At 28.7% G+C, this 20,430-nt stretch carries 20 protein-coding genes; 10 read left to right on the top strand and 10 right to left on the bottom strand.

The window, feature by feature from the left end; translation table 11 throughout:
* The first annotated feature begins 27 nt into the window (after window positions 1–27).
* The 3 genes from bhDAH_RS00100 to bhDAH_RS00090 are packed head-to-tail and all read left to right on the top strand — an operon-like array spanning window position 28 to window position 3,187.
* Complete coding sequence (locus bhDAH_RS00100; RefSeq protein WP_012421803.1) at window positions 28–1,692, top strand: diphosphate--fructose-6-phosphate 1-phosphotransferase; 1,665 nt, start codon at window positions 28–30, stop codon at window positions 1,690–1,692.
* A 7-nt stretch (window positions 1,693–1,699) separates the two neighbouring features.
* Window positions 1,700–2,206 carry a hypothetical protein gene (locus bhDAH_RS00095; RefSeq protein ID WP_012421802.1) on the top strand — a complete coding sequence of 169 codons (507 nt, stop codon included), beginning with the start codon at window positions 1,700–1,702 and terminating at the stop codon, window positions 2,204–2,206.
* Complete coding sequence (locus tag bhDAH_RS00090; protein ID WP_012421801.1) at window positions 2,207–3,187, top strand: RluA family pseudouridine synthase; 981 nt, start codon at window positions 2,207–2,209, stop codon at window positions 3,185–3,187. It abuts the gene before it with no gap.
* Here the strand turns inward: bhDAH_RS00090 and bhDAH_RS00085 are convergent.
* The gene (locus tag bhDAH_RS00085) at window positions 3,184–4,149 is read right to left on the bottom strand and encodes a YitT family protein (RefSeq protein ID WP_012421800.1); all 966 of its coding nucleotides are present in this window, start codon (window positions 4,147–4,149) and stop codon (window positions 3,184–3,186) included. The genes bhDAH_RS00090 and bhDAH_RS00085 overlap by 4 nt on opposite strands.
* Before the next feature lie 128 nt (window positions 4,150–4,277).
* Between bhDAH_RS00085 and bhDAH_RS00080 the strand changes: the two genes are divergently transcribed.
* Window positions 4,278–4,667 carry a rhodanese-like domain-containing protein gene (locus tag bhDAH_RS00080; protein ID WP_012421799.1) on the top strand — a complete coding sequence of 130 codons (390 nt, stop codon included), beginning with the start codon at window positions 4,278–4,280 and terminating at the stop codon, window positions 4,665–4,667.
* Window positions 4,660–5,280 carry a uridine kinase gene (gene udk, locus bhDAH_RS00075; RefSeq protein ID WP_012421798.1) on the top strand — a complete coding sequence of 207 codons (621 nt, stop codon included), beginning with the start codon at window positions 4,660–4,662 and terminating at the stop codon, window positions 5,278–5,280. The genes bhDAH_RS00080 and udk overlap by 8 nt, the downstream gene beginning before the upstream one ends.
* Here udk and priA read toward each other — a convergent pair.
* Genes priA through cdaA form a run of 7 tightly spaced genes read right to left on the bottom strand, consistent with a single transcriptional unit; the run spans window position 5,277 to window position 11,555 of the window.
* Window positions 5,277–7,253, bottom strand: coding sequence for a replication restart helicase PriA (priA, locus tag bhDAH_RS00070; RefSeq protein ID WP_012421797.1), 1,977 nt, complete (start codon window positions 7,251–7,253; stop codon window positions 5,277–5,279). The genes udk and priA overlap by 4 nt on opposite strands.
* Window positions 7,246–7,824, bottom strand: a complete 579-nt coding sequence (locus bhDAH_RS00065; RefSeq protein ID WP_012421796.1) for a uracil-DNA glycosylase family protein — start codon at window positions 7,822–7,824, stop codon at window positions 7,246–7,248. Before bhDAH_RS00065 ends, priA begins: the two co-directional genes overlap by 8 nt.
* Entirely contained in the window at window positions 7,817–8,554 is a 738-nt protein-coding gene (truA, locus tag bhDAH_RS00060; protein ID WP_012421795.1) for a tRNA pseudouridine(38-40) synthase TruA, read from the bottom strand. The genes bhDAH_RS00065 and truA overlap by 8 nt, the downstream gene beginning before the upstream one ends.
* On the bottom strand, window positions 8,555–9,403 hold the full coding sequence (locus tag bhDAH_RS00055) for a DUF2225 domain-containing protein (protein WP_012421794.1): 849 nt from the start codon (window positions 9,401–9,403) through the stop codon (window positions 8,555–8,557).
* A 3-nt stretch (window positions 9,404–9,406) separates the two neighbouring features.
* On the bottom strand, window positions 9,407–9,784 hold the full coding sequence (locus bhDAH_RS00050) for a holo-ACP synthase (protein ID WP_012421793.1): 378 nt from the start codon (window positions 9,782–9,784) through the stop codon (window positions 9,407–9,409).
* Window position 9,785: 1 nt separating this feature from the next.
* Entirely contained in the window at window positions 9,786–10,781 is a 996-nt protein-coding gene (locus bhDAH_RS00045) for a YbbR-like domain-containing protein (RefSeq protein ID WP_012421792.1), read from the bottom strand.
* A gap of 3 nt (window positions 10,782–10,784) precedes the next feature.
* The gene (cdaA, locus tag bhDAH_RS00040; protein ID WP_043924370.1) at window positions 10,785–11,555 is read right to left on the bottom strand and encodes a diadenylate cyclase CdaA; all 771 of its coding nucleotides are present in this window, start codon (window positions 11,553–11,555) and stop codon (window positions 10,785–10,787) included.
* A 116-nt stretch (window positions 11,556–11,671) separates the two neighbouring features.
* Between cdaA and bhDAH_RS00035 the strand changes: the two genes are divergently transcribed.
* From bhDAH_RS00035 to trpS, 3 genes are all read left to right on the top strand, one after another.
* A complete protein-coding gene (locus tag bhDAH_RS00035; RefSeq protein WP_043924369.1) occupies window positions 11,672–12,529 on the top strand; it encodes an HAD family hydrolase in 858 nt (285 codons plus the stop codon).
* 103 nt (window positions 12,530–12,632) lie between these two features.
* Window positions 12,633–13,712, top strand: a complete 1,080-nt coding sequence (locus bhDAH_RS00030) for an AI-2E family transporter (RefSeq protein WP_012421789.1) — start codon at window positions 12,633–12,635, stop codon at window positions 13,710–13,712.
* A gap of 2 nt (window positions 13,713–13,714) precedes the next feature.
* Window positions 13,715–14,773 carry a tryptophan--tRNA ligase gene (gene trpS / locus bhDAH_RS00025; RefSeq protein WP_012421788.1) on the top strand — a complete coding sequence of 353 codons (1,059 nt, stop codon included), beginning with the start codon at window positions 13,715–13,717 and terminating at the stop codon, window positions 14,771–14,773.
* A gap of 59 nt (window positions 14,774–14,832) precedes the next feature.
* Here the strand turns inward: trpS and bhDAH_RS00020 are convergent, their stop codons facing one another.
* Window positions 14,833–16,620, bottom strand: coding sequence for a phosphoglucomutase (locus bhDAH_RS00020; RefSeq protein WP_012421787.1), 1,788 nt, complete (start codon window positions 16,618–16,620; stop codon window positions 14,833–14,835).
* Between the two features lie 146 nt (window positions 16,621–16,766).
* On the opposite strand from bhDAH_RS00020, the gene bhDAH_RS00015 reads away from it, so the two are divergent.
* Together bhDAH_RS00015 and bhDAH_RS00010 are read left to right on the top strand one after the other, a co-directional pair.
* Window positions 16,767–18,221 carry a UTP--glucose-1-phosphate uridylyltransferase gene (locus bhDAH_RS00015; RefSeq protein WP_012421786.1) on the top strand — a complete coding sequence of 485 codons (1,455 nt, stop codon included), beginning with the start codon at window positions 16,767–16,769 and terminating at the stop codon, window positions 18,219–18,221.
* Window positions 18,214–19,254: a glycoside hydrolase family 3 N-terminal domain-containing protein gene (locus tag bhDAH_RS00010; protein ID WP_043924368.1), complete on the top strand. Its 1,041-nt coding sequence runs from the start codon at window positions 18,214–18,216 to the stop codon at window positions 19,252–19,254. The genes bhDAH_RS00015 and bhDAH_RS00010 overlap by 8 nt, the downstream gene beginning before the upstream one ends.
* A 521-nt stretch (window positions 19,255–19,775) precedes the next feature.
* On the opposite strand, the gene bhDAH_RS00005 is transcribed toward bhDAH_RS00010, so the two are convergent.
* A complete protein-coding gene (locus bhDAH_RS00005) occupies window positions 19,776–20,318 on the bottom strand; it encodes a hypothetical protein (protein WP_226285542.1) in 543 nt (180 codons plus the stop codon).
* Between the last annotated feature and the right edge of the window lie 112 nt (window positions 20,319–20,430).

Here is a 20,430-nt window from a genome sequence, read left to right as displayed (position 1 = left end):
TAGATACATCTTGAAAGGAGAAGGTATATGATGTCAGTTTTTCAAAAAGAAAGATATAAATATACTCCAAAATTGCCTAAAATTTTAGAAAATGATTTTCAAAATATTGGTGTGGTTTTGGGGGAAAAAACAGAAGCCCTTGGAGATAGAGATGCTTTAAGAGAAATTTTTAAAAATACTTATGGTCTTCCAGTTGTAAATTTTACTCAAGGTTCTTCAAATGTGGATTTTACAAAAGTTTTAAATGTGGGGGTAGTTCTCTCAGGTGGGCCTGCTCCTGGAGGACATAATGTTGTTGCTGGCATTTTTGATGCGATAAAAAAGTCTAATCAAAATTCCAAGATTTTTGGGTTTAAAGGTGGACCTTCAGGTTTACTAGAGGATAAAAAAATTGAAATTACGCAAGATTTAATAGATTCTTACAGAAATACTGGAGGTTTTGATATTGTATCTTCTGGTCGAACTAAAATAGAAACCGATGCTCAGTATGATCAGGTTTTGTCGGTTGTGCTTAAGAATAATCTTAATGCTCTTATTGTTATTGGTGGAGATGATTCAAATACTAATGCAGCCTTATTGGCAGAGTTTTTTAAGAAAAAACATCATGATATTCAAGTTATCGGTGTCCCAAAAACAATTGATGCTGATTTGAGAAATGAGCATATTCAGATTTCATTTGGATTTGATTCTGCTACTAAGACTTATTCTGAAATGATAGGCAATTTATGTCGTGATGCTATGTCAACTAGGAAATATTGGCATTTTGTGAAACTTATGGGAAGGAGTGCATCTCATGTTGCTCTTGAATGTGCATTAAAGACCCATCCTAATATTTGCATTATATCTGAGGAAATTTTAGCAAAGAATAAAACTTTATCAGAACTTGTGAGAGATATAACTTCTGTTGTGGTAAAGCGTTCTTTAAAAGGATATGATTTTGGCGTTATTATAGTTCCTGAAGGTGTTATTGAATTCATTCCTGAAGTTAAATCTTTGATGATTGAATTGTGTAATATATTTGATAGCAATGAAGGTGAGTTTAAGGGATTAGATGTTGATGCTATAAGAAAAATTTTTATCTCTAAACTTAGTGGATATATGAGGGAAGTTTATGTATCTTTGCCTTTATTTATTCAAATTGAACTTGTAAATTCTGTATTGGAAAGAGATCCCCACGGTAACTTTAATGTGTCAAGAGTTCCTACTGAAAAGCTATTTATGGAAATGGTTAATGTTAGGTTAGAAGAGTTAAGAAAGCTTGGTGAATATAGTGGTAAATTTGTTCCCATTGATCATTTTTTTGGTTATGAGGGCAGAAGTGTTGCCCCTTCAAATTTTGATAGTGATTATTGTTATAGCTTAGGATATAATGCTGTTTTACTTGTTTTAAATGGCTTAACAGGTTATATGTCTAGTATTAAGAACTTAAATAAAAATGCTACTGAATGGCTTGCAGGTGGAGTACCTTTGACAATGATGATGAATATGGAAGAGAGATATGGTATTTCAAAACCTGTTATTAAAAAGGCCCTTGTTGATTTGACTGGAGCACCTTTTAATGAGTTTGTGAAGAATCGTGAAGAATGGGCAGTAAATAATCTATATGTTTTCCCAGGACCTATTCAATATTTTGGTGTTTCTGAGCTTGTTGATGAGATAACTTTGACATTGAAATTAGAATTGGAAAATTAAAGTATTAATGATGATTAGGTTTTTGCTCTTGTTTTTTAACGTTTTTATTCTTTATTCAAATCCTTTGGATTATTCTAAATTTGATTTTGAGTATTTGAATTTAAATTACAAATTTTCGCTGCGAGATAATATTTCCTCCAGCGAAAATAATATTAATTTTGGTAATGAAGTTTTTGTGAGGCTTGAATCTGATGATGATTTTCTTTATGAAGATATTCAGGAAAATGAGAATTTAAACGTAGAAAAGACTATTAATTCTAATTGGGGTAGAAAAGTATTTAGGTTTTCAGCAATAAGTATTGGGGCTTTTCCTATAGCTTTATTTATAGGTTTATTTTGTTTTGATTTGTCTTATTATTTTAATGATAATATGTATAGGAAAGATTTTCCATATCCTTTTTCAAGTGGTCTTGAGCTTTCAAAAGAGGAAACTTTTAAGAAGTTTGTGATCTCGACATCAGCTGGGTTGGCAATATCTTTAATAATTGCTTTTATTGATTGTTTGATTTATTAGATGAAAAAGCTTCAAAAAGAGTTTATTGTAAGGAAAGATTCTCAAAGACTAGATATTTATTTGTCTGAAAATCTGTGTTTTTTTACTAGAAGTCAAATTAAAAAAAGAGAAGTAAAAGCTTTTAAATATAATGACGGTGTTTTTGTTTCAATAAAGTTGTCAAAACCTGTTTTTGTAGACGACAGAATATTAATAGAGTTTAATGAAGAAGTTAATTTAAAGGAATATGTAGCGCCCTTGAATTTGCCCATTAGTATTCTTTATGAGGATATAAATGTCATTGTTGTGGATAAACCCCAAGGTATTTTAAGTCATCCTGGTATATCTAACTTAGATAATACTGTTGTAAATTTTCTTTTACATCATATCTCAAGCTTAAGAGATAGTTTTCAAGAGGATAAAATTAGGCCTGGAATTGTGCACCGTTTAGATAAGGAAACATCTGGTGTAATGATTTGTGCTAAAAATTTGACAACTTTAAATTTTTTGTCCAAACAGTTTAAAGAAAGATTTGTTAAGAAAGTTTATGTTGCAGTTGTTAAAGGCAATTTTAAAATTGATTCTGGTATCATTGAGACTTTTATAGATAGAGATAGATATGATAGAAAAAGATTTAGCGTGTATGCAAATAGAGGCAAGAGGGCATTAACTGAGTATAAAGTATTAGCTAATATGGGAAATTATTCCTTAGTGGCTTTAAAGCCTAAAACAGGGCGTACGCATCAATTAAGAGTTCATATGAAGCATTTAAATCATCCAATATTAGGGGATAGTATCTATACTAGACTAGATAAAGTGTTTAAAGAAATGTCTTTGATGCTTCATGCTTTCAAACTTGAAATCAATATTGAAGAAGGTTCTTTGAAAAAATTTATTTCAGCATTTCCACAAAGATTCATCGATTTTTTGTCGATTTTTTATGATAAAGAGACATTAGGTCTGCTTGTTAATGATTTTATTGTTTTTTTAGATAAGTTTTAAGTCGCAATATCGTTTTTATTTGTAATTGGTTCAATAATTTTTTTTCCACCAGTTATTTCATTTGTGTTAAGTACTGTAATAAAACAGTTAGGGTCAACTTTTTGAGAAATATATTTAATTCTGGACATACGCATTGTGGGAACTACTATAAAAACTATAGTCTTATCGTTTCCAGCCCAAGCGCCTTTTCCATCAAGTAGTGTAGCTGCTACTTTTAATTTATTGGTAATTAAATAAGATATTTCTTTTCCTTTATCTGAGATAATAAGGATTGCTTTTTGGTTACCAAATCCTGTACTTGTCTTATCTGTCATTATAGCTGTTACAAATGAAGCAATTAGAGTATAAAGAGCAATTTCAATATTGAAAAAAGCCGCTGCAATCAATAGTACTGCGAGGTTAAAGAGGAAATTTGTAGTTCCAATGCTAATTGAATATTTTTCTTTAATTATCATAGATATGATATCTGTACCGCCTGAGGAGCCCTTTGCTTTAAATATTAGACCGAGCCCAAGACCTGATATGAGACCTGCAAGAATTGATACAAGTATCATATCATTCATTTGCATTTTGTATTGCAAGAATTGTGAATAGTTGACCATTAGAGAATATAAAGCCATTGCGATCCAGCTTTGAATTACGAATGTTATATTTAGAAATTTGATTCCAATAATGAATAATGGAATATTTAGTATGAATATTGTAAGTCCTAGGTTAAACCTTAAGAGGTAATGTAGCATAAGTGCAATCCCCGCAATGCCACCACTTAAGAGTCCATGTGGTATATATAAAATGTTTGTAGATATTGCCATTAAAAGCGAACCAGTTGTTATTTGTAATGTGCTAATTAGTATTAGTTTTGGGTCTTTGAGGGTATTCTTAAGTTGTTTTCTCAGTATTTTTAATACAAAAAATTTAATCTTTTGCTTTATTCTAGTCCATTTATTCCTTTTTTTCTTCATTTTTTTGTTACTTACTCTTCAGCATGAAATTATTGATTCACTTGAATTTTACATTAATTTTACTAAAAAACAATTCAATTTTGTTGCAATTATTTCTTTTTTTTTGATATTATTGTCTTATAAAAGATATGATAGTTAGTTATATAAAACTTATATGCTTAATAGTTTTTCTTTTTTTCTATATTTGGTTCTTTATTATTTTAAAGATGAAAAGAACTAATGTGGCTTTACTAGAGAAAATTAAAAATGGTGCAAAAATATTAGATATTAGATCTCCTAAGGAATATAATAAGTCTCATTATGCAAAGGCAATTAATATTCCTTTCAAGAATTTATTTGCTAAAAAAGATAAGTTAGGTAGTGTTGAAACCCAAATAATAATTTATGGTAAAAGTTTTAACAAATCTTTTGAAGCTGAGAAGATTTTAAAAGGATTAGGGTTTAAGAATGTATTTGTTGCAGGAACGTTAAAGAATATGCCTAAATTGCCTAGAGCTAAAGAAGAGGTTAATGGTTAAGATTATTGGAATAGCTGGTGGATCTGGAAGTGGGAAAACCACAATTGTTAATAAAATTAGTGAAGTTATTCCTGAGTTTGTTCTTATATCACAAGATAATTATTATAAGAGTGTCGGTGATTATGAGTATGAATTTTTAGATGTTAATTTTGACCATCCAGATGCTTTTGATAACAATTTGTTTTATAAACAGTTAAAGAAAATAAAAGAAAATAAATTAATTCATATGCCTCTTTATGATTTTATTAATCATAGAAGAAAGGATGAAACCGTTGAGATAGTGCCAACCCCTGTTGTTATTGTTGAGGGTATTATGATTTTTGTTGAAGAACGGGTGCGCAATCTGATAGATTTAAAGATATATATTGATACGCCCAATGATATTAGATTTATTAGGAGACTTGAACGAGATATGTCTAAGAGGGGGCGCACATTAGAATCCGTTATTGAACAATATTTAAGTACTACTAGGGCAGGATATTATAGGTTCATTGAACCTACTAAGGAATATGCTGACCTTATTATTCCTGAAGGAGGACATAATGATAAGGCTCTTTATGTCCTCTCATCTTTCTTAAGAACTCTTGGGAAGGAGGGTGCAGATTTTTTTTAAAGCAGTGAAATTGGATAATAATCTATTTCAATGTAGGTATCTCTTGTTAATTTTACTTTTTCTTTTGTGTTACGTATTAGTTTTTCAAGTAGATTGAAGGATTTTGATAAATATATTATGTTATACCTATAGTATTTGGATATTTTTGACATGGGGGCTTTTGATGGGCCAAGATATTCGATTTCGTCATTTAATAATTTTTTAGATATTTCAAAAAATTCTAGGCATTTATGTTTAGCAGCATCCTGTTTGTGGCTTCTAACTACTATCCTAATGATTTTTTTAAAGGGAGGGTAATTTAATTCTTTGCGAATTTTTATCTCTTCTTTATAAAATTCTTCGTATTTGCCCTCATATGCGTATTTTATAGCATAATAATCTGGGTTTTTTGTTTGGATAATAATTGTGTTATCGCTTTGGAATCTTGCAGCTCTTCCTAGTACTTGTGAAATTATTGCAAAAATTCTTTCACTGCTTCTAAAATCAGGAAGACCCATTCCAATATCTGCATTAATGATGCCTAGCGTTTTGATCTCTTTAAAATTAAAACCTTTTGCAATAATTTGTGTTCCAATTAAGATATCTAATTGCCCATTTTCAAATGCATTTATTGATTGAATAATTTCTTTTTTATTAAGATCAGAGTCTGTTCTTGCTATTCTTGCATTCGGTAGAAATTTTTTTAATTCTTTTTCAATGAATTGAATTCCATATGTTTTGTATATGATGTCTTGTGAGTTGCAATCAGGGCAATTGCTTATTATGTTTGTTTTATAACTACAGTAATGACAGATGAGCTTGTTTTCGTTTTTATGGTAAGTTAAATTGAAAGAACAATTTGGACAGCAAATTATATATCCACAGATCTTGCATTCAAGTGTTTTTGAATATCCTCTTTTATTAATAAATATTAGTGCTTGTCTTTTATCAAGCAAACTTTTTTGTATGCTATAAAGCAATTCTGAAGATATTAATTGGCGTTCTTTTTTCATGTCGATTATTTTAAGTTCTTTAAATGTTCTTTCAAAAAATTTATTTTTCAAAATCATTTTTTTGATCTGATTATTTTCCATAGCAAGATATGCTTCAAGTGATGGAGTTGCGCTTCCCATTATAAATTTGGCATTAAAGGTGCTTTGTAGAAAAAATCCTATATGTCTTGAGTGAAATCTTGGAGTGTTTTCAGATTTATATGTATATTCATGTTCTTCGTCCATTACTATTAACCCTAAGTTTGTAAATGGCAACATTAATGCACTCTTAACACCAATTATAATTAAGCTTTCCCTATTCTTGACTTTGTTCCATATTAAGGCTTTATTTGAATTTGATACTTTTGAGTTATATTCATAAACTTTATTTGTACTTAAATTTGATTTGATCCTTTTAATTATTTGATAGCCCAAAGAAATTTCAGGAATTAAGAAAATTATTTGTTTTTCTTGTTCTAGATAGTTTTCGCATAGTTTGATAAATATTTCTGTTTTTCCAGAACCAGGAACCCCGAATAGGTAATATGTGTTTTGTGTATTTGATGCAATAATTTCTTTATAAATATTATTTTGTTCTTCATTTAGTTGAATGGGTAGTTTAGAGTTTAAATTTTCATTGTCGTTATTTTTTATGCCTTTATTTGAAGTTGCAATTTTAGGTAGCCCACAAAATAGAGTTTCTCCGAATCCAGAAAATGTTTTTTGACTAATCCAGCGTGCAAGATTAATATTATGTTCTATTATTATTGCGCTCTCGTCAATGACTTTTAGTATATCTTTTATTTTAAACGTAAAATCTTCCTTAAGTTCTTCCTTAGCATATCTTTTGATTATGATTCCAATTGTGTCTTTTCCATTAAAATTTGTTATTACTCTTATTCCTGTTTTTAATTTTGATTTATACTTATAAAAAAAAAGTCTATTTATGGGAATATTAAACGCAATTTCATAGTAAAAATTGTTTTCCAAACTATCAACCATATTTTATTATGCCTTTTATTATTTTTAAGTCTTGCCAGATTTCTTTCTTGAGTTCTGGATTTGTTACTTGACTTGTAGGAAGATATGTAAATACTATTGGAATTCCTTTAAAGTTTAATTCAAATCCTCTCACAATTTGAATTCTTAAGTTTTGATTTAAGAATAATTCTACTTCTTCACAAGCAAGAATTGCTTTAGGTTGTTGATTCTTGATCTCTAAGGTTAGAGCATTAGAGTTGTCTATTATTTTATAATTAAATATGTTAATACTCTCACACCATTTTTTTACTATTATCTCTGTATTTTGATTTAAATATTTTTTGTCTATATATACTATTAATAAATCTTTTTTGTCATTTTTGTTTATTTTATATTCTATTGATTTTGTGAGGCTATTATTTTCTTTTATATCTTTTTGTTCTGTATGTTTTAGAATTTCTATGTTTCTAGATTTTATTATTTTATTTTTGAGTTTTTTAAGCTCTTCTTGTTTGCTATAAATATTTCCCGATATATTATTTTCAAGTATTTTGAGAAGTATCAATTTTTTAAGCAGTTTGCTTTTATTCATAAAACACCTTATCTAAAAATAAAGCTTTTGCAGGCGCTGTTGTTCTTGTAAATTTTCTGTTTTTTGAGTTTAAAATTTTTTTAAAAGTGTAAACAGGTTCATTTTTTATCTCTATATCAATTATTGTCCCTACTATTGATCTTACCATTTTCCATAAAAATGAGGAGCCTATGATTTCAAAGATTATAAGCTTATTTTTTTTCTTAAATCTAGCAAAGTAAATTTTTTTTAATTTTGAGTTTGTCTGATCTTTTATGCATGAAAAGGTAGTAAAATCGTGTATTCCAATTAGCATTTTAGCCATTTCATTTAGTCTGTTAATATTTAGTTTTTTCTTTACATAATAAGCTTGATACCCTTCCCAAGGGTAATGGTTTTCATTGTTGAGTATGTAATAGCTATACTTTCTTCTCTTGGCATTAAACCTAGGTTGAAATTCATCTGCTACATATTTTAATTTTATTATTCTAATATCTTTTCTTAAGAGAGAATTTATTGCTGTCTTTAGATTTTTAAGTTTAATATTTATTCTTATATAAAAAGATATTATTTGTCCTCTTGCATGAACTCCTTTGTCTGTTCTGCCTGCTGAATGGACTTTAACCTTTGTTTTACTTATTTTCTCTAATGCCTTTTCAATTTCTCCTTGAATTGTTGGTTTTGTTGGTTGGATTTGAAATCCATAGTATAGCGAACCATCATATGCTATTTCTGCAAGTATTTTTTTCATTTATTTGAAAGTTTTTATTTCGTTTGAGATTTTAAAATAAACTTCTTTTATTTTATCCAAAAGTATTGAAGGTTTTTCTTTTGATGATTTTCCCATTCCGGCTATTTTAGAAAGTAGAGTTTTTATGTCGGCTAGTTGATTGTATCTGTATTGTTTATCTTCTTTATTACCATAAAAATATTCTAGCAGACTTGATAGGTATAAAACACTGTCGTATCCGTAATTTTTATCTGTATCAGGACCAAACACTGTTTCGGCATTAATTGGCTCTGAATTGTCTTGCTCTTTTTCAATTGTTAGTTTATAAAGATATGCTGCTTTATGATAAAATATTTTTTGCAAATAGTTATAATTTTGGTTTGGGTGTTCCTTGTCTAGATCTTCAAATACCCAGGCTGATCTTATTGCACATTTTGCTTGATTTAGAGTTGGATTATGGTTTTTATCCAGGTGTTCATAGCACATTATGGCAAGGATATAACTAGCAGCTCCTTCCTGAAGTCTTCTTGGTTCATCAAAGTTTAGGTTATCTTTGAAAATTGATTTTATTTCTTTACGTTCATCAGTGCTGCCTATTAGAAGTTGTTTTATTTTATTATTAACAACTTCTATTGCATTAAACTCGTTTGGGAAAGCAGCCAGATAACAATTAGGACATACTGTTATTGAATATATCCTGGGGTAGATATTGCCATATTTTTCATTTTTTATATACTCTCTCTTTAAATCAACTTTTAGCTCTCCAGATATTAGTCGGCCGCTTCCTGTTAATAGTTCTTCTTTCCTAAATTTGTATTTGCATAAAGGACATTCAATTTCGTATTTTGTAAAATATGATATCTTACTCATAAATTAATCTTCTACTATTACAAATGCAATAGCATACTCCCTTTCATGTGAAATTGTCAAATATAATTTTAGATCCATTTGTTCAATCAAGACTTTGATATCGTTATGTAATTGGAATATTATGTTACCCTTTGGCAAAGCAATTATTTCAATATCTTTAAGTGAATATTTTATTTTGGTATTTATTAGTGGGCTTAGCGCCTTGATTAATGCTTCCTTTGCTGAAAACTTACCAGCTAGACTTTCTAAAATCCCTTTCCCTTTCATTTCTAAGTTTTCAATTTCTCTTTGTGTAAAAAATCTATCTAATTTTTTTCTATTTTGTAAAAAACTATTAAATCTTGTGACCTTTATTATATCACATCCTATTGATTTTGTCATTTTATTGCTCGGTTGAGATTATTTCGACCCTTATTGTTTTGGGTTCATATTCATACACTTCTATACCATGAGTATTATTTTTAAGTATTATGTCTGTGTTGACATTGTAAATACCAGGAATTTCAATTTGACTTAAATCGAGAGTGAGATTAATATCTTTGTTAGCTATATGCATTTTAATTATCTTCTCTGAGAGTCCGCTTCTTATCTTAATAAACGTCTCATTTTCTGGGTCTAAGATTTTTTCTTGATTTTTTATTTCAAGTCCATCTTTTAAGTTATTGAAAATTAAATTAGGATTTTTTATTGTTGTCTGTATATATTTTTTACCTAGCGTAATGTTGACTATTACGTGGTTTTTGTCAAGTGTTATGAGTGGGTCTGGAGAAATTACTTCAAGATGTTCTGAAATAAATACAGTGCTTATATCAAATTCTTTTATTTTGGTTTTGATTGAGTTTATTGTTTTGATAACTTTTTCAGGACCATGTATTGTTAATTTTTCAGGCACTATATTATATTTAGCAATGAAATATTCTCCTTTACCCTCTTTTTCAAGTAGTTTAAATTTAGGTTCAACTTTAACTAATTTTGAAATTTTTTTGTCTAAGGTTAGTACAATTTTGTTTTTTGAAAGCTTATATTCCACAATAGGTATGGGATTAAAATTTTTGATCTTTATTGGTAGTTCGTATTCCCCTGCTTCTTTTATGTTATTAGCTTCAACTAATAGAGCTATTCGATCGAGGTCTAAATATTTTAAGTCTTTTTTATTAATTTTGACTGTAAGTAATATTTTGTTAATGTCAGGCATTTTGCCTAGTGTAACTTCATCTTCTAATAAAATATTGAATTTTTTTTCTATTGTAATTGATTCTATACTATTAAAGTAAAATGTCGTGAACATAATAATGGCTATTAGGATAGATATAGCTTTATTGTGCCAATCTTCAAATAATAATTTCATTATACGTATAAGTTTTTTAGTTATAATCATTCTTCATTCTATTAATGCAAGATTTAGTTTTTTTTTGATTTCATTTAAGCTTAAATTATATTCTAATTTTCCATTTTGTGTGAGTGAAATAGAACCAGTTTCCTCGGATGTTATTATTGTTATTGCATCTGAACTTTCAGAAATCCCAAGACCTGCTCTGTGTCTTGTTCCAAAGGTTTTGCTGATAGATTCGACATTAGATAGTGGTAGAAAAGAACCAGCATAAATTATTTTATTATTGCTAATTATGACTGCTCCATCATGTAAAGGTGTTTCATAGTCAAAAATTGATATTAAGATTTCATTAGATATGATGGAATCTAATTTTATGCCTTTATTTATTATTTGTTCTAATTGTATTTTTTTTTCTATGCAGATTAAGCTACCAGATTTATTTTCTGATAAATGCTTGATTGCTTTTATTATCTCAGCAATAGTTTTAGTGGTTTCTTCTTTGTTGTTTGCAATTTTAAAAGATAAATTAAAATTGCCAATTTGCATAATTATTTTTTTTATTTCTTGATTAAATAGTATAAGCATTGCAATAGGCAGTATGTTTGCAATGTAATTTAATAGCCAATTTATTGTGTATAAGTTAAAATAGTAAGATACGATACCGATGGATGTAATGATGATCATCCCTTTGAGTAAGTTTACAGAATAGGAATTAATCACGTTTTTATAGATATAATAAACTAAAACGCTGATTAAACTTACATCTAATACTCTAGAGAAAATATCTTTTATCTGATTTATACTACCTATATCTATCATAATCATTTTTTCATTTTATATAATATTGCCTTACTATATACAGTATATTGAATATATTCATAGTTATATATATATTTTAATACAAGTTAATGTTAATTTAAATTTATTTTTTGTTTATGGGTAAAAAAGAAAAGATTATAGCTTTAATATTTGATTTTGATGACACTTTAATTTATGGTAATATGCAACAGGTACTTTTTGATGAGTATAATGTTGATGCTAGCTTATTTTGGGATGAAGTTGAGAATTTATTTATTACATATAACAAAAATTATTGTAATCTCATTGCTAATGAGATGATATATTTGTCACATTTTTTAACATATGTGAGAGAAGGTATTTTTAAAGGATTAAATAATAAGGTATTGTTTGAATTGGGGTCGAAATTAAAATTTTTTGAAGGTGTGATTGATTTGTTTAAAGAAATAAGTGAAATAAATAGGAATTTAAAGGAATCAGATACAGTAATAAATATTTATATTGTGTCAAGTGGTTTTAGGCAGATGATTTTGGGGAGTAGTATAGCTCCTTATGTTACTAAAGTGTGGGCATGTGAATTTATAGATACATACCTTATGCCTTATTATCAGAATTTAGATAATAAGTTTTCAGAAAATAGTATTTTAAGTAGCGTATGTTATTTCGTGGATCATACAATAAAAACTCGGGTAATTTTCGAGTTAAATAAGGGATCTTATGATAAAATTAATGAGAGGATTCCAAAAAGTAGAAGAGAGATTCCTTTCAAGAATATGTTTTATATTGCGGATGGTTTTAATGATATTCCAGCCTTTGAAATTTTGAATAACAATTTAAATCATTATAAAAATACATTAACGGTTTATTATGGGAATGATGAGAATGCTAAGAGGCTGGTTAAAGAGAGAAGGGTAGGAGATTTGGCTGAAGCTAATTATCATAAGGGAACTAAGTTATATAATTGGATAATGGAAAAAATTCATTTAAATATATGAATCGATTTTAAATTTTGATAAATATTCTTAAGTTTACGTATTGACTCTGCTTTTAAGTAAATTTAGTAATAATTAATATTAAAATATATTAAGGGGGATTGAGATGCCTTTAGAGCTAAAACCAACCGATAGGTTAAAGTTTGTTAAACTTCAATCTGTTTTTTATGTTATAGCTTTGATTATAATGTTAATTGCTATTTTAAAAATAGCACAAACAGTATTTAAACCTTTAGCTATTGCGGTGGTTCTTGGATTTTTGGTATATCCCATTTATACGTTTCTTAAGAAACTCAAGATACCAAGGGTTTTAATAGTTTTTGTGATTTTTTTTGTTCTTTTTTTATTTTCTTATTTAGTGTTTAGTTTTGTTTATTATAGTGTTACAATTTTAATTGAGCAATTGCCTTATTATCAAAAACAGTTAATTTTTATTATGGTAGATATTCTTGAGAAATATAAGTTGGATAGTGCTATTATTAGCAATATAGATTTTTCTAAATATATATATCCTTTTTTAACACGGATATCTAATGAGATTATTGGATTTGCAAGTAGTTTGGTGGTGTTATTTTTATTGTTGTATTTTTTATTATCAGAAATACATATTTTTGCCATAAAGGTTAAGAATGCTTTTAGGGCGTCTGTTTCGAGTATGTTTATTGAGGCTTTAAGTACGATAAATAATCAAATTAGTAAATATCTGGGAATAAAGGTCTTTGTTAGTTTTCTTACAGGGTTTTTAGTGTTTATAGGTTTGAAGTTATTTGGACAAGATTTTCCTCGTGTATGGGCCGTGCTTACATTTGTGTTCAATTTTATTCCAAGTATAGGTTCAATATTAGCAGTTTTTTTTATTGTGATAGCCGCTTTAGTGCAGTTTTATCCTAATTTAGATTTGGTGCTTTATATATTTATATATAATACTTTTGTTCAAATGTTGATTGGGAATATTCTTGAGCCTAAGATGCAAGGACATAGGCTTGATCTCTCTCCTTTTTTACTGCTTTGTTTTCTTTTCTTTTGGGGATGGCTTTGGGGTATTGTGGGGCTTTTAATAGCCTATCCTTTTACAGTTATTATAAAAGTAATAGTAGATAATATAGAATGTTTAAAGCCTTTTTCTGTGTTTTTAAGTGGTTCAAAGATCTTAAGTGTTGATAATGTAGGGAATAAGGAGAGTTAAATTTGCAGAAGAAAGTTATGCTTACAGGAGATAGGCCTACAGGCTCTCTTCATTTGGGGCATTATGTCGGTTCTATTGTGAATAGATTAAAGTATCAGGAAGAATATGAGACTTATATTATTATAGCAGATTTGCATACTCTTACTACAAAGCCAGATTTAAAGAGCATTAGTGAAATACCTGTTAATGTTAGAGAAATGGTCTTGGATTATCTAGCTTGTGGAATTAATCCTGAGAAAGTTAATATTTATTTGCAATCAGCTATACCTGAGCTTTTAGAGTTAAATTTAATACTCTCAATGATTGTTATGGTTAATCGTTTGCAAAGGATTCCTAGTATAAAGGACATGAGTGTTGCAGCTGGACTATCTGAGGTTCCTTATGGACTTTTAGGTTATCCTGTTCTTATGAGTTCAGATATTTTGATGGCAAAGGCTAATTTAGTTCCAGTTGGACGTGATAATGAAGCCCATGTTGAACTTACAAGAGAACTTGCTAGGAAATTCAATTATCTTTATGGAGAGAATTTTTTTCCAATTCCTGAAGCTATCTTTACAGATTCCCAGGCTCTTGTGGGAATTGATGGGAAGGCTAAGATGAGCAAAAGTCTTGGTAATGCAATATTTTTAAGTGATGATGAGAAATTATTGCGCAAGAAGGTTATGTCTATGTTTACAGATCCAAAAAGGGTAAGAGCAGATATACCAGGAAAAGTTGATGGTAATCCTGTTTTTATTTATCATGATCTTTTTAATAGTAATATTGATGAGCTTTGTGAGCTTAAGACTAGATATAAAAAAGGTACAGTTGGAGATGTTGAAGTTAAAGAGAGACTTTTTGAGGTTTTAAACCAATTTTTAATGCCAATTAGAGAGAGAAGAGAATTTTTTAAAGTCAAAAAAGGTTATATTGATGAAGTAATATTTGAAGGCACAAATAAAACCAGAAAAGTTGCAGTAGAGGTTATAAAAAATGCTAAAAATTTAATGGGCATATCAAAGATGTGGAATGGAGTTAGGAGGCATGCAGAGAATATTTTAAAAAGTAATCTAAATACATAATTTATTATATAACTAATTATGGTAATATAGGTTGTGTTTGAGTTTCGTCATAATTTATATTATGCTAGTGAGTTGGCAGTGTGTATTAAATGTTTGTGAAAATCTAAGAGAGGATACAGTAAGGCATTATGTTCAGATTTGACCTCACTTAGTACTCTAAATATTGGTTCTGTTTTTGAGCCCCGCATCCATAAACTTGCAATTATTTCCTGTTTGTTATTTTTAAATAAAACTTTAAGACCTCCTGAGGAGTCACCTGTTCTAGAGATGTTTTGATTGATACCTTCATAATTGATAATTTCATAATTATGGATTGGTAATTTGTGTAAGACTGTATTATTGTTGAACTCTTTTTTTAATAATTTTTCGTAGTTGGATTTAAGTATTTCTTGATTTTCTACATTTATTTTAAGCATGGCTTTTTCTGATGATACTTCTACATTGCTATAAAAATTTATTGTCTTTAATATATCATTAATAGTGTAGTGTTCGTTATATGAATTATTAGATAGTGCACACCATATTTTATAAATATTTTTGATTTTAAGCAGTTTTATGATACTAAAGAGTGTTGCTAGTGGGTCTCTTACTTTTGAGGGGTATGTAATATTTCCTCCATTTGATCCTTCTCCAAAAATTTTTACTATTAATCCTTTATTCCGTAAGAGGCCAGCCATTTCTGTTAAGTTGGCCTCACCGACTTCAACTCTGTAAACTTTTGTGTTAAATAGCATGGCTATTTTTTCGATGTTTAGTGAGGTTGCATCATTAACAACGACAGCCAAATTGTCTTTAATGCCTGAATGGTAAAGATAACTAAGCTCTGAGAGTACTGAGAGTGCAAATATTTTTTGTGGTGCAATCATGGTTGCTTGTCCTTTTTTAAAAATTGCAACCAAATTGCCCCTGTCTCCATCACAGTCAGGGACATAACCTAATTGAAAAGAATTGTCTTGCTTGAATTTTTGTTCTAATATTTGTTTACACATATTTAGAGATGACCCTTCGGGAGTCATTCCGTGCTTAAAGATTCCAATTTCAGTGTTATGAAGTTCCAATTTTATTCCTAAAGATTCAATCATTTCTTTATCAATTGAGTTGATGCGAGAACTACCATTCATCTCACCTATTATTCCTATGGGTTCTTTTATGATATTTTCTTTTAGTATGTTAGTATTTTCTTTATTATGTTTGTCTGGATAAATTATTTGCTGCATTAGTGACTTATATGAGTTATAAGAGCGTGTTTTATGTTTATCTTGTGAAGTGATAATTACTTCATATGTTTTTAAGTGTAGAGCATTATTATTGAAATTTTGTAAGTTTGTTATTAAATTATTCATTAAATTTTCATTTTCAATGTTGGATCTGATTTGGCATATTATTTTCTTTATTTCATTTGAGTTGAGCACACCTCCATCATTTAATCCAGTTTTGATACCATTATATCCTTTAGGATTATGGCTGGCAGAAATGTATATAAAACCTTTTGAATTTTGACTTTCTTTTGTATAAGCTAATATTTCTGGTATTGGAAGTATTCCAAAAAAATTTACATTGTCATTGTTTAAGATTAGTGTCTTAATTACAATCTCTGAGATTATATTTCCAGTTGATCTTGAGTCTAATCCAACATTGATGTATTCTTTTGGTTTATCTTTAAAATAATTTGATATTGTAAGGGTTATAAGAGCAATCAATATTTTATCGTCATCATTTATTTCATGATCTGTTGAATTTTCATCTTTTGATTTTGCAAATATTTTTCTAAAGCCAGAAGGAGAAAGTATCATTTTATTAATAGCATTTCTTAGATTTGTCATGTTTAATATATAATTTTTTAGCATATTTTCCTCCTCATTAGGTTTTAATATTTACCTTTATTGTAGTAGCATAATTATAGTAACATATTCTATTATAAGAAGCATTACTTATTATAATCCTTGTAATATGTTACTATTGTTTACCTTATGCTTAAAATGGGGTTTTTAGTATGTGCGAAGTAATAGATAAAATTTTTTCTAAAAAAATGCTTGATATGCTTAATATGCATAAACTTAAAGTTTTAAGCAAGTCTTTTAAAAATTTTCCCAATGAGAGTCATAGCAGTATTTTAAGTCTTGTTGATCATCCTGTTAAATTAAAATTTAAGAAAGAACTTGTTGAGCATAATTTGAAAAAATATATTGATGATTTTACAAAATTTTTATTTTCATCAGAAGGCGATTTTTATGTTTTTACTGGCGATGAGCTTGAAAGACTAGGTTTATTGCTTTATCCTTATCTTTCATTTGGTATTTTGAATGGAGGTTCTGCAACTAGTTATTTCGATATACTTAAAAATAATGATTTTAATGAGGAATTATATCTTTTATATGCAAATAAAATATTTGAAGCTAAGGAGTCTTTTGGGAATTTGCCAAAGGGAATAATACCCGCATATGTTAACAAAGATGGTAGTTATGGATTTTCATTCTTAGCATTAAAAATCCGACACCTTTTAATGCTTTCTAAGAGATATTATGAACTTTATGGTAAGAGTATTAAGCCTTCAATTTTTCAAATGACAAGTTTTAAGACTTATGAATTAATTTCTAGTTTTTTAGATAATATTTTTGATGATAATTTGATTGAAGATTTAAATTGTTGTGGTTTGCAAAAGACAGATATTTTTACAGCTATTCAGCCGTTGGTTTATTGCTATAAGAAATTAAATGATGGTCAATATGAGTATTTTACCTATGACAATAGCGGAGAGGAAACTCTTTTGGCGTTACCTGCTGGCCATGGTCAAAATTTTAAAGTTTTAAAAGATATTTATTTTAAACTTTATAATTCCGGAAAAAGATTTGTGTATATTGGGAATGTTGATAATATTGGTTTTACTGTCAACTTAAAGACTCTTGCCATAATGGCTATAACTAACAGTTCTGCTGGCTTTGAATTTAGTGTTAAAACCCCACTAGATACAAAGGGAGGAGTTTTAGTCTTAGATGATGACAATTCATTAACATGTGTTGATATTGGTAGTGCTATTTCTAAAGAAACTGTACTAAAAGCTGAATGTAGTGGGAATAAGATTTTGTTTAATTGTGCTACAGGACTTTTTAATTTAGAATATTTGATAGAAAATATAGGTAGAATAATATCAGATATGCCTATAAGGATTATTGAACAGGATAAAGAGTTTGGTAAATATACTGCAATTGAGCAAATAACCTGGGAAGTTGTAAGAATGGTAGATAATCCATTGATTTTTGAGGTTAATAGAGGAGATAGGTTTCTGCCTGCAAAATTGTTTGTTGATACGCTTATTATGAGTAATTACATGAATGATAAATTTGCAGATGATCTATTTGATATTGCTAAATATTTAAATAATGCTCTTAATAATGCGTTGAAGAATAAATATGATTTGGTATTTAGGAGAGGTAAATGGGATGTTTAGATTTGTGTTATTTGGACTTTTATTTTCGAGTTTGGTTTTACTAGGAGCCATCCCCGAAATAGATTATGATTATTTTGAAAATGATAAATTTGATCTCGTAGATATTGATGAATTTTTAGGAAGAGTTGACTTTAAAAATATTTTGAGAGAACGTTGTTTGTTTATTGGCATTAGGAATGTCACCAATCCTAGTGCTGTGCAAGCACTTAGTAGAGATGAACTTAATAAAATAAGAGAAAAGGTAAATCCATTAGGAATTATTTTATTTAGGGAAAATTTCAAGGATGCTCGACAAACTAGAGAGTTGATTGAGGGGGTGAAGAAATATCTTGGCCCTGACATTTTGATTGCTGTTGATGAAGAAGGGGGACTAGTTAGTAGAGCTAGTGAGAATAAGAAATTGGGTGTTTATAATTTTCCTGCCATGGAATTTGTTGGTAGGACCGGAGATGCTCAGCTTGCATATAAGATTGGGGAAATTCTTGGAAAACAGCTTAGACGCCTTGGCATTAATTTAAATATGGCACCTGTAGCAGATACTAAATTTGCTCCCGATAGTCCTTTAGGTAGCAGAACTTTTGGGTATTCATCTTATAATATTGGTCTTATGGTGGAGGCATTTGTTGATGGGATACAAAGGGAAGGTGTTTTTGCTGTGGTTAAACACTTTCCTGGACTTGGAGGCACAAAAGTAGATACCCATAAAGATTTGGCCTTATTGCCTTATAGTAAAAATTTTCTGATGGTAAATAATTTTGTACCATTTCTTTTTGGGAAGGAAGCAAAATTTATTATGATTGGGCATGTATTGGTGCCTAAGATTTCTGGGGATGTGGGTAGTATGTCAAAAGATATTGTGGATATTATAAGGCATAATCTGAATATTTTTAGTATTATAATGACAGATGCATATGATATGGGGGCAATTGTAAATAATTTTAGTTTAGAGCATGCAACTAAAAAATCGTTAAGTTCAGGTGTTGATGTTGTGCTTATTCCAGAGGGTTTTAGGGCATTTAATGCAAGGGAATGAATTTTTTATTGAGTTTTTCTTTTAAATAATGTTTATTAAGAAATAGCCATTGTCTATATTGCCAGGAGAAGTGAGAGCAGATTCCTTTTTTTTGAAATCATCTATATAAGTTAACTTTTTACTGTATCATATTATTATAACTATTTTTTGAAATTGATCTTGTCTATAATTATAAATAGTTCTTAAGCATTATCTTCTATCTTAAAACTTTCTATAATACTTTTTGCAATTTTGTTAGTTTTATTAGTGCCAAAAAGATTGAATAGTAGCTCATGATTCGGTGATGTAATAATTGCTATTAAGTGGAGTGATTGATAAAGACTTTGATTCAGCATTAATGCATATATTGAATTTGTAAAGTTTAGAGAAATTGGTACTTTCCTGATTACTCTTTCAGCTCTTATAACAGGTATATCTCTTTATTTATACATTACTGTTCATAGCTAGCTTGTCTCTTCAATTCCTATGATCTCCTATAAAAGTTATAGAAGGAACAAATGGTTCTGGAAGAACAATGATAACTAGATAGGGAATGTAATAGCTAGATCAATTAAGAAATACTCACGTAGAGAAGAAGAGAATGTAGAGAAGATAGAGAATAGATTAGTAATTGGAATATTAAGTTTAATAGATGCAAAAGGTAAAGCAGGGAAAAGGAAAGCAGAGATATTGTGACCAGTAATAATGGCTGCTCTAAGAGCTATGGGCAATTGAGTTCCTATTAGAATATTAATAATGAAAGAATGTATGTGTATTTGATATTTCAATATGTAAAGAGAGATAGATAAAGTAAAATAGACATTTGATAATAAAGTTGGATTGTGAGGATAAAAGTGAATGGGAATGATATTAAAATCAATCCATTCATTGTAAGTCATGGTTATTCCAATGAAAGCGTAATATTTATAATGTTGATTATAAGGAGTTAAATTTATATAATTATGCTGAATAATACCTATTTGTAGTGGTTTTATATTTGTAAGGTTTCCATTATTGAATTTTTCCCCCCAGGCGTGAGTATGTATTATTAATAAGTGTAGTGGTATAAGTATTAATTTTTTCATTGTGTGTATAAGAAATTGTAACATGTTATTGTCAAATAAGAAATAAAAGGGTATTTTTTATGTATTTGTATTTTCATCTTTCATCAATTTTATACTATTAGCAACTAAACTA

The sequence above is a fragment of the Borrelia hermsii DAH genome, from assembly GCF_023035675.1.
Classification (GTDB): domain Bacteria; phylum Spirochaetota; class Spirochaetia; order Borreliales; family Borreliaceae; genus Borrelia; species Borrelia hermsii.
This window is presented reverse-complemented; position numbering and strand designations above follow the sequence as displayed.

Coding starts and splice junctions, on each gene's coding strand:
- bhDAH_RS00100 (WP_012421803.1), top strand. CDS start 28: ATGATGTCAGTTTTTCAAAAAGAAAGATATAAATATACTCCAAAATTG.
- bhDAH_RS00095 (WP_012421802.1), top strand. CDS start 1,700: ATGATGATTAGGTTTTTGCTCTTGTTTTTTAACGTTTTTATTCTTTAT.
- bhDAH_RS00090 (WP_012421801.1), top strand. CDS start 2,207: ATGAAAAAGCTTCAAAAAGAGTTTATTGTAAGGAAAGATTCTCAAAGA.
- bhDAH_RS00085 (WP_012421800.1), bottom strand. CDS start 4,149: ATGAAGAAAAAAAGGAATAAATGGACTAGAATAAAGCAAAAGATTAAA.
- bhDAH_RS00080 (WP_012421799.1), top strand. CDS start 4,278: ATGATAGTTAGTTATATAAAACTTATATGCTTAATAGTTTTTCTTTTT.
- udk (WP_012421798.1), top strand. CDS start 4,660: ATGGTTAAGATTATTGGAATAGCTGGTGGATCTGGAAGTGGGAAAACC.
- priA (WP_012421797.1), bottom strand. CDS start 7,253: ATGGTTGATAGTTTGGAAAACAATTTTTACTATGAAATTGCGTTTAAT.
- bhDAH_RS00065 (WP_012421796.1), bottom strand. CDS start 7,824: ATGAATAAAAGCAAACTGCTTAAAAAATTGATACTTCTCAAAATACTT.
- truA (WP_012421795.1), bottom strand. CDS start 8,554: ATGAAAAAAATACTTGCAGAAATAGCATATGATGGTTCGCTATACTAT.
- bhDAH_RS00055 (WP_012421794.1), bottom strand. CDS start 9,403: ATGAGTAAGATATCATATTTTACAAAATACGAAATTGAATGTCCTTTA.
- bhDAH_RS00050 (WP_012421793.1), bottom strand. CDS start 9,784: ATGACAAAATCAATAGGATGTGATATAATAAAGGTCACAAGATTTAAT.
- bhDAH_RS00045 (WP_012421792.1), bottom strand. CDS start 10,781: ATGATTATAACTAAAAAACTTATACGTATAATGAAATTATTATTTGAA.
- cdaA (WP_043924370.1), bottom strand. CDS start 11,555: ATGATAGATATAGGTAGTATAAATCAGATAAAAGATATTTTCTCTAGA.
- bhDAH_RS00035 (WP_043924369.1), top strand. CDS start 11,672: ATGGGTAAAAAAGAAAAGATTATAGCTTTAATATTTGATTTTGATGAC.
- bhDAH_RS00030 (WP_012421789.1), top strand. CDS start 12,633: ATGCCTTTAGAGCTAAAACCAACCGATAGGTTAAAGTTTGTTAAACTT.
- bhDAH_RS00020 (WP_012421787.1), bottom strand. CDS start 16,620: ATGCTAAAAAATTATATATTAAACATGACAAATCTAAGAAATGCTATT.
- bhDAH_RS00015 (WP_012421786.1), top strand. CDS start 16,767: ATGTGCGAAGTAATAGATAAAATTTTTTCTAAAAAAATGCTTGATATG.
- bhDAH_RS00010 (WP_043924368.1), top strand. CDS start 18,214: ATGTTTAGATTTGTGTTATTTGGACTTTTATTTTCGAGTTTGGTTTTA.
- bhDAH_RS00005 (WP_226285542.1), bottom strand. CDS start 20,318: ATGAAAAAATTAATACTTATACCACTACACTTATTAATAATACATACT.